The organism is Paracoccus sp. (in: a-proteobacteria), assembly GCF_032007265.1.
Lineage (GTDB): Bacteria > Pseudomonadota > Alphaproteobacteria > Rhodobacterales > Rhodobacteraceae > Paracoccus.
The window spans coordinates 40,301-48,687 of record NZ_DALZMB010000017.1 but is presented as its reverse complement, the minus strand read 5'-3'; the positions used below and the strand labels follow the sequence as shown (position 1 = coordinate 48,687).

Here is an 8,387-nt window from a genome sequence, read left to right as displayed (position 1 = left end):
CATGGTTTCAAGCCGCGAAACACAGGCATTGCGGAAATCTCCGTCGCTTAAAGCCGCCGGCAAAAGCTCGGGTAGGGCGGCCAAGGCATCGAAAATCGCCGATGCGCTTTCAGCGCCCTGCAATGCGGTCAGGATTTCAGCCTCGCGCGGATCATTCAGGCCATAGACTTGACCCGCATCGTCACGCCCTAGCGCATATCGCATCCATGCCGCCGTCGCGAAGGCAAAAGCCGCCAGATCGCCCCCATTGGCCAAAGTATCGCAGGCCGCAGCAAAAATGCGCTGAGGCATTTTCTGGCTGCCATCCATCGCAATCTGTGCTGTTGCATGGGCAATGGCGGGGTTCGCAAAGCGGGCCTCTAGCGCGCTGGCATAGCCTGCAAGGTCCAGATCACCCGCCGGAAGGCTTGCGGCGGCGGCACCCAGATGCCGCGCCACCAGCGCCGAAAGCGAGGGATCGGCCATCACATCGCGGACATATGTTTTGCCGCTCAGAAATCCGGCATAGGCCAACATCGAATGGCTGCCGTTCAGCATGCGCAGCTTCATCGCCTCATAGGGGCGGACATTGGCGGTAAAGGTCGCGCCCATTGCCTCCCATGCCGGGCGACCGGCGGAAAAATGATCTTCGATCACCCATTGCGCAAAGGGCTCGGTTTCAACTGCGGCCAGATCTTCGGCACCAATCAGCTGCGCCGCATCGGCAAAGGTCGATTGGGTGCTGCGCGGGGTGATGCGGTCAACCATCGTGGCGGGAAAGGCCACTTCGGCGGCAATGCGATCGGCCAGATCCGCGCCATAGGCCCGGCGGGCAAAATCGATCACGGCCTGCCGCAACAAATGGCCGTTATCGGGAAGGTTGTCACAAGACATCACGGTGAATGGGGCAAGCCCCGCATCAAAGCGCTGCTTCAGCCCCATGGCCAGCAGACCCAGCACGCCCGAAGGGGCATCAGGCTGCGCCAGATCCGCAGCGACCGCCGCATGATCAAGATCGCAGCCTCCCGTGCGCAACAGGCCATAGCCCTTTTCGGTCACGGTCAGGCTGACGATGCGACAACCGGGCGCCTGCATTGCTGCCAGAATTTCGGCACCAACCTTTGGCCCGGCCAATACGCCTGCCAAGGAACCAACCACATTTGCTTGTGTGCTATCTGAGCGAACCAACAAGGTATAGCGGCCACCCTGAGGGTTCAGCGCCTCTGCCACCTCTGTGCCGCGAAGGCTTGCACCCAAAACCCGCCAATCCCCCGAGCCTGCCGCCAAAGCCGCATCCGTATAGGCGCAAAGATGGGCACGTGCGAATGCGCCCAAGCCCAGATGCAGGATGCCGATCCCCAGCTTTTCGGGATCATAGGCGGGCCAGCGCACACTTGTGTCCTGGGCAGAAACTGGCGCAGGGGTGGCGGGTGTCAATCTCATGCGCGGGCGTCCTTCAGCATCGGATGCGAAAGGGCCGTCATGATGCCGCGCAACTCGGCCAGCCCCTTCAGGCGCCCGATCGAAGGATAGCCCGGCTGCGCCTGACGGTTCAGGTCATCAAGAATATCCTGACCATGATCGGGGCGCATCGGAATCTGCCAATCCGCACGACCGGCGGCACGACGGCGCGCCTCTTCGTCCAGAATTGCTGCAATCATCGCGACCATATCGGTGCCGCCCTCAAGATGCCCGGCTTCGTGGAACGAGCCGAAATTCTCGGGGGTTTCGATGGCGACATTGCGCAGATGCAGGAAGTGCACGCGGTCGCCCAGACGGCGCATCATGCCCGGCAGATCATTGTCCCGCCGTGCGCCAAGCGAGCCGGAACAAAGCGTAATTCCATTCGCGGGCAGATCGACGGCCTCCATGATCTGGCGATAGTCACTCTCGGTCGACATGACGCGCGGCAGGCCCAACAGCGGAACCGGCGGATCATCGGGGTGACAGCAAAGCCGCATGCCCAGATCCTGGGCGACGGGCGTCACCTCGGCCAGAAAATCAATCAAATGGCTGCGCAATTGCTCGGCCGAAATCGCGTCATATTCAGCCAGATGCTGACGCACATCCTCAAGCGTAAAGGATTCCGCAGCCCCCGGCAGACCAAAGACGACATTGCCCGCAAGCTTTTCGCGCGCGGCATCGCTCATCTGATTGAACCGCGCTTTTGCCTGCTGGGCAACCTCGGGCCCAAAGCTTTCTGCCGCGCCGGGCCGTTCAAGAATGTGAATGTCAAAGGCTGCAAAATCGATCAGATCAAATCGCATGCAGGTGGCGCCGCTTGCAAGGCGATGGGCCAGATCGGTCCGCGTCCAGTCCAGAACTGGCATGAAGTTGTAGCAAACCACCTCGATTCCTGCGGATTTCAGATGGTGCAGGCTCTGCTTCCAATTGGCAAGATGGGCCTTCCAATCGCCCTTTTGCTTCTTGATATCCTCTGACACCGGCAGGCTCTCGACCACTTCCCATGCCAACCCCGAGGGCGCGCCATCCTTCATCCGTCCGATTTCATCCTGACGCTGCTGAATGGCTTGCGGGGTCCAGACTGCGCCGGTGGGAACATGATGCAGGGCCGAAACCACGCCCTCAACCCCTGCCTGAAGCATGTCGTCAACCGAAGTCAGATCCTTCGGTCCGAACCATCGCCACGTCTGCCGCATCTTATTCTCCCCGTTTTTCTGCGACTATCCTAGTCAATGTGTGGACTAGTATGCAAGATGGGATCTCACTGGAAATCCATGCTTTCTTCATCACGTAAATACCCAAGGACCGCGCCCCTTGCGGCACGCGGTCCAAATCTATGCACAGGCTCTGCACCCCTCGCTTTTGCATCATCGCTGCTGCGCGCGGCCATGAGCTTGGATCTGGCGCAACGGGCAAGGCGCTTGCGGCCCGCCCATGCCCGTCAACGTTTGCGGATTTTCCGCTTGGCGGCCCGTGGGCTTTACGGCCTCGCCGCCCTCTCTCTCGGCCATCCCGCGGCGCAGGCATTGACCGCCAGCATGTAAAGGCTGGTCGTGCCGGTGATGAACAGCCGATTGCCTCTTTCCCCGCCAAAGCACAGGTTTGAGACGACCTCGGGAATGCGGAGCTTGCCCAAAAGCGTGCCGTCTGGGGCAAAGACATGAATACCATCGGCGGCCGATGACCATAGGTTGCCCTGGCCATCACAGCGAATGCCATCGGGCAGACCTGCATCGATCATGGCAAAATCGCGCGACGGGCCAATGATGGCGCCCTCCGCGCTCAGATCAAAGACGCGAATGACCGAGGGAACCTGATTGTCATGGCTTGATCCCGATTCCGCGACATAGAGCAAGCGCTCATCTGGCGAAAAGCACAGCCCGTTTGGCTGGGTAAAGCTGGTAATCACTGCCTTGGGCTCACCGCCTTCGGGGGGAACGCGATAGACATAGCTGCCCGCCTGCTCGGGCTGGGCGCGATAGCCCTCAAGGTCCGACAGGATGCCATAGGTCGGATCGGTGAACCAAATGCTGCCATCTGATTTCACCACGACATCATTGGGCGAATTCAGCCGTTTGCCGTCATGATGGCTGGCCAGAACCGTCTGGCTGCCGTCCGCCTCGGTGCGGATGACGCGGCGCGCGCCGTGCTGGCATGTCACCATCCGCCCTTGAGGGTCGCGGGTATTGCCGTTGGAATAGCCCGAATCCTCACGAAAGATCGAGCAGCCGGTCTCGGCGGTCCAACGGATCATTCGATGGGCCGGAATATCGGAAAAGACCAGCATTTGCGCGGCGGGAAACCAGACCGGACCTTCGGTCCACTCAAAGCCCGTTGCCAATTGCTTCAACTGGGCATTGGGGTGGATCAGGTCGCGAAAGCGCGGGTCGCGCTGATCATAAAGCGAGTTGGTCATTGTCAGACCCTGACCTTTCTGCCGCTGGCGACGGCGACGATGGCAATGATGATGATCCCGGTCGAAAGCAGACGCACACCAGCGCCAAGCCCGTAAGAGTTCAGCATCGACACGATTAGATACATGAAGAGCGCGCCCGCCCAGATGCCGGGCACGTTCGAGTTGCCCCCCGCGATGGACGAGCCGCCGATTACGGTGACGGCAATCGACATCAGCAAGAACTCGGTGCCCATATTCAGTGCGGCCCCACCTGAAAAACAGGCCAGCAAAAAGCCGGTCAGCCCCGCCATTGTGGCGCTGATGACATAGGTCGTGGCGCTGGTGCGGGCGACCGGCACCCCAGCCAATCGTGCGGCGCGCGGATTTTGCCCAATGGCCGACAGCCTGCGCCCATAGGCCGAACGGTTCAGCAGCACCCAGATGCCGATGCTGATCGCCAGCGCAAGCCAAGCCAGGTTGGGAAGGCCCAGAAGCCCGCGCCCCGTCGTGAAATCCGCCAAAGCCTGCGGGGGTTTGATCCTTAGACCCCGGTTCGACCAGATTGCCAGCGATTGATACAGAAAGCTGGCCGAGAGGGTCGCAATGATCGGGGGGATGCGCAGCAGGCGGATCAATGCGAAATTCGCAGCACCGACTGCGGCGCCAATGGCCAGCGCGGTGATCAGCCCGGCCAGAATGACCAGCGCGGTCGCGCCTGTCATTCCCCCCATCAGCTTCAGGGACAGGGTTGCAGCAAGGGTCATGGTTGCGGGAATGGACAGATCGGTATTTCCCGGTCCCATCGTGATCACCAGCATTTGGCCCAATCCGGTCAGAACGGAAAAGCTGCCAAAGGTCAGCGCCGCCACGGCCAAGGCCACTCCGCCGCCGCCATTGCCCGAACTGATCGACCATGTCGCGACAAAGGCGGCAGCTGCGGCCATCCAGGCCCAAAACCATGGCGCTTTGTAAAGATTGCTCAGCTGGCTCATTTGCGGGCCTCTGCTTGCCGCACGACCAGTCTTGCCGCCAGCACCAAAATCAGGATCGCGCCCTGCGCGCCGATTTGCCAATCGGGCGACAGGCGCAGAAAGGACAAAAAGCTGCCTGCAAGCGTCAGTGTCAGCGCGCCGATCACCGCGCCCACGGGCGAGACGCGCCCCCCTGTGAACTCGCCTCCGCCCAAAATGACGCCCGCGATCGACAGCAGCGTATAGCGCAGTGCGATATTGGCATCGCCCGAGGTCGTCAGCCCGACCAAAGCCATGCCGGCAAGCACCGCAAAGATACCGGCCAAGCCATAGGCGGCAGCCTTCAGCGCCACGGTCGAGCGACCTGATCGTGCGACCGCCCGCGCATTGCCGCCCAAGGCCCGCAGCCGGACACCAAAGCCCGAGCGCATGATCAAAAGATGCGCCACCGTGGCCAACAGGACGCTGGCGACAATCGCCATCGGGACCAAAGGTGGCTTGGCCTTCATGATCGCGGTCAGCCAGCCGGGGGCTGTGCCACCGGGCGAGGGCAGGACCAAAACGGCAGCGCCGCTCCAGACGAAGGACATGCCAAGCGTGACAACAATCGCAGGCAGTTGCCGGATCTCGATCAAGGCGCCAAGTGCGGCATAGACCAGAACGCAACCCACCAGCATCGCAATCCCAAGGACGGGATTGCTGGGCAGAACTGCTGCCGTGATACAGGCGATCAGGCTGACGAAGGCCCCCATCGACAGGTCGATATCATTGACCATGATGATGATCATCTGTGCGACCGTGGCCAGCGCAATGGGCACAGCGAGGTTAAACAGCAGGTTGATGCCGGTATAGCTCATGGCGCGGGGTTGCAGCCAAAAGACCGCAATCACCAACAGCGCCAGCGACAGCACCGGCAGGGCCAGTCGGGGGTTGATCAGGCCTTTCATGCGGCGTGGTCCCCGAATTCGAACGAGGCGGCAAGCACGTTGGCCTCGGTGATATTCTCGCCCGCCAATTCGGCCGAGATGGCCCCGTCGCGAAACACGAACACGCGGTCGCAATTGCGGATCTCGTCGATCTCGGTCGAATACCAAAGAAAGGTTCGGCCCTTGGCCGCTTCGTGGCGGATCATCTCGTAAACCTCGGTCTTGGTGCCGATATCCACGCCGCGCATCGGATCATCCATGACGATAATCGGCGCGGTCGTGGCCAATGCACGCGCAAACAGCGCCTTTTGCTGGTTCCCCCCAGATAGCGAGAGGATGCCGTTATCCATATCGGGGGTGCGGATGCCGATGCGCTGACGCCAATCCGTGGCAATGGCGCGCTCTTGGTTGCGGTCGACCAGCCCGCGCCGGGTCAGCGTGGCCAAGGCCGCCAGGGTCAGGTTCTGGGCGATTGACCAGATTGGCATGATCCCGTCGCGGCGACGATCACCAGCCACAAAGGCCGCTTTTGGCGCTTTGGCGCTATGCCAGTCAGAGCTTTGGCTAAGATAATAGCGCGCCAATGCCTCGGCCTGACCGTGGCCGGCAAGGCCAGCCAGCCCGATGATTTCACCTTTGCGGGCCTCGATCCCCTCGGGGGTGCGCAAAATGGTGGCGCCGTCGGCGTTCAGGCGGCGCTGGGCGGTCGCGGGCGTTGCCGCATCATGGCCATCCGCCGCAATATGGCCCATCGCATCGACAAGGCTTTGTCGCGAAAAGGCTTGGGCGGGGCGGTCGGCGATACTGGTCCCGTCGCGCATCACCACGATCCGTGTGGCCACGTCGAAGATCTCGCCCATCATATGCGAGATAAAGATCACCGCGCCGCCTTGCTGGCAAAAGCGCCGGATATGGGTCATCAGCTGCGCCGCAATCGAGGCATCCAGCGAGGATGTCGGCTCGTCCAGAACCACCAGCCGCGCGGGGGTGCTGCTATCGGCAAAGCCGATGGCGATCTCTACCATCTGCTGCTCGGCCAGCGACATATCCAGAACCAGCTGATCCGTGCGGATGCGGTGGCCTGGGAAAATCTCGTCAAGGGCGGATTTGATGCGCCCTGCGGCGCGTTTGCGCCAGCCAAAACCACCCAGATCGCGCTGCGCGACCTGCAGGTTTTCCAGCACTGTCAGGTTGGGGCAAAGCGTGCCCTCTTGGGAAATGGCGCGGATACCTGCATCCAGGTGACTGCTGGCGCCGGGATAGCTGACCTGCCCTTGGGTTGGGGCAAACACCCCCGTAATCACATTCACCAGCGTCGATTTGCCCGCGCCATTATGCCCGACAAGGCCCAGACATTCGCCGCGACGGATGACCAGATCGACCCCATCCAGCGCCTTGAGCGCGCCGAAGCTTTTCGATGCCCCCTCAAGCACGACGATGCAGTCAGCATCGCCAGAAGCCGCTGGCGGGGTGGCAGCGGACGGGGCATTGTTCGGGCCAGAGCCTGATTGGGTCATTGATCCGGTGCCTGACCCAGGCGTTGGGTTTGATCCGCTTAGCCGATTGCCGGTCTCAGGGGTGTCCGGGGCGTTTTGCGCCCCGGTTTCATGTTGCGGGTGATGATCTGTCATCACTTCGCCTCGGCAATCACTTTCTTGGCGTCGTCCAAGCTATAGTCGACGTTGCTGACCCCGCCGTCGGGCGTGTCCTTCAAGGCCTGATCCAGATTGTCGGCGGTGACCGACAGGAAAGGCACGGTCAAATCCTTGGGAACCTCTTGCCCATCCAGAATCTGCTGCGCGACCCAAAAGGCCAGCGTTCCAACGCCCGGCGCGATCGAGGTCGACATGGTTTCATAACCATTCGCGTCGCGCTGCTCGGCCCACCATTTCAGCTCGTCCTGACGGTTGCCCATGATGATGATCGGCATCGGCCGCCCGGCAGCTGCAAAGGCCTGTGCCGCGCCATAGCCATCGCCGCCCTGCGTGACCACCGCCGCGATTTCGGGCAGCGAGGGCAGAATGCCTGCAACCGCCTTTTGCGCGACATCTTGTGCCCAGTCGCCGTTGACCGAGCCCGCGATTTTGAAATTGGAATGTGCCTTCACGCCCTCTTCGATGCCTGCATGGATTTCGTCATCGACCGAGACCCCGGCAAGGCCGCGGATTTCCAGCAGGTTGCCGCCATCGGGCAGGCGTTTGGCCAGATATTCGATCTCGTCCTGGCCCATTTTCTTGAAATCAACCGCGACGCGCCAAGCGCAGGGTTCGGTGACGGTGCCGTCAAAGGACACAACCGTGATGCCTGCATCGCAGGCCTCTTTGATTGCGCCGTTCAGTGCCGTCGGCGAGGCGGCGTTGATGACGATCGCATCATAGCCCTGCAAGATCATGTTCTGGATCTGCGCGGCCTGCTCGGTCGCCTGATTTTCTGCGGTGGTGAAAGCATCGGCGCTGGCCACCACGCCATCGGCCACAGCCTGGTCGGTGACGCGCTTCCAGCTTTCCAGCATGGCCTGACGCCAGCTATTGCCCGCGTAGTTGTTCGAAAGCGCGATTTTCTTGCCCGATGTCTCGGCAAAGGCCGGCGCGGTCAGCGCAAGGCCCATGACGGCGGCAGCTGTCAGCATCATTCCTTTACGAATGGTCATCT

General features: G+C 61.5%; 7 protein-coding genes. All 7 read right to left on the bottom strand.

The window, feature by feature from the left end; genetic code table 11:
• The coding region (locus RTS12_RS05820) for a mannitol dehydrogenase family protein (RefSeq protein ID WP_312526388.1) at positions 1–1,422 on the bottom strand (1,422 nt) is incomplete at its 3' end.
• Positions 1,419–2,639, bottom strand: coding sequence for a mannonate dehydratase (gene uxuA, locus RTS12_RS05815; RefSeq protein ID WP_312526386.1), 1,221 nt, complete (start codon positions 2,637–2,639; stop codon positions 1,419–1,421). The genes RTS12_RS05820 and uxuA, both read right to left, overlap by 4 nt.
• A gap of 284 nt (positions 2,640–2,923) precedes the next feature.
• Positions 2,924–3,859, bottom strand: a complete 936-nt coding sequence (locus RTS12_RS05810) for an SMP-30/gluconolactonase/LRE family protein (RefSeq protein WP_312526383.1) — start codon at positions 3,857–3,859, stop codon at positions 2,924–2,926.
• Positions 3,860–3,861: 2 nt separating this feature from the next.
• Positions 3,862–4,830, bottom strand: coding sequence for an ABC transporter permease (locus RTS12_RS05805; protein WP_312526382.1), 969 nt, complete (start codon positions 4,828–4,830; stop codon positions 3,862–3,864).
• The gene (locus RTS12_RS05800; RefSeq protein WP_312526380.1) at positions 4,827–5,756 is read right to left on the bottom strand and encodes an ABC transporter permease; all 930 of its coding nucleotides are present in this window, start codon (positions 5,754–5,756) and stop codon (positions 4,827–4,829) included. Before RTS12_RS05800 ends, RTS12_RS05805 begins: the two co-directional genes overlap by 4 nt.
• Entirely contained in the window at positions 5,753–7,366 is a 1,614-nt protein-coding gene (locus tag RTS12_RS05795) for a sugar ABC transporter ATP-binding protein (RefSeq protein WP_312526379.1), read from the bottom strand. Before RTS12_RS05795 ends, RTS12_RS05800 begins: the two co-directional genes overlap by 4 nt.
• Positions 7,366–8,385 carry an ABC transporter substrate-binding protein gene (locus RTS12_RS05790; protein ID WP_312526378.1) on the bottom strand — a complete coding sequence of 340 codons (1,020 nt, stop codon included), beginning with the start codon at positions 8,383–8,385 and terminating at the stop codon, positions 7,366–7,368. The genes RTS12_RS05795 and RTS12_RS05790 overlap by 1 nt, the downstream gene beginning before the upstream one ends.
• Positions 8,386–8,387: the final 2 nt, after the last annotated feature.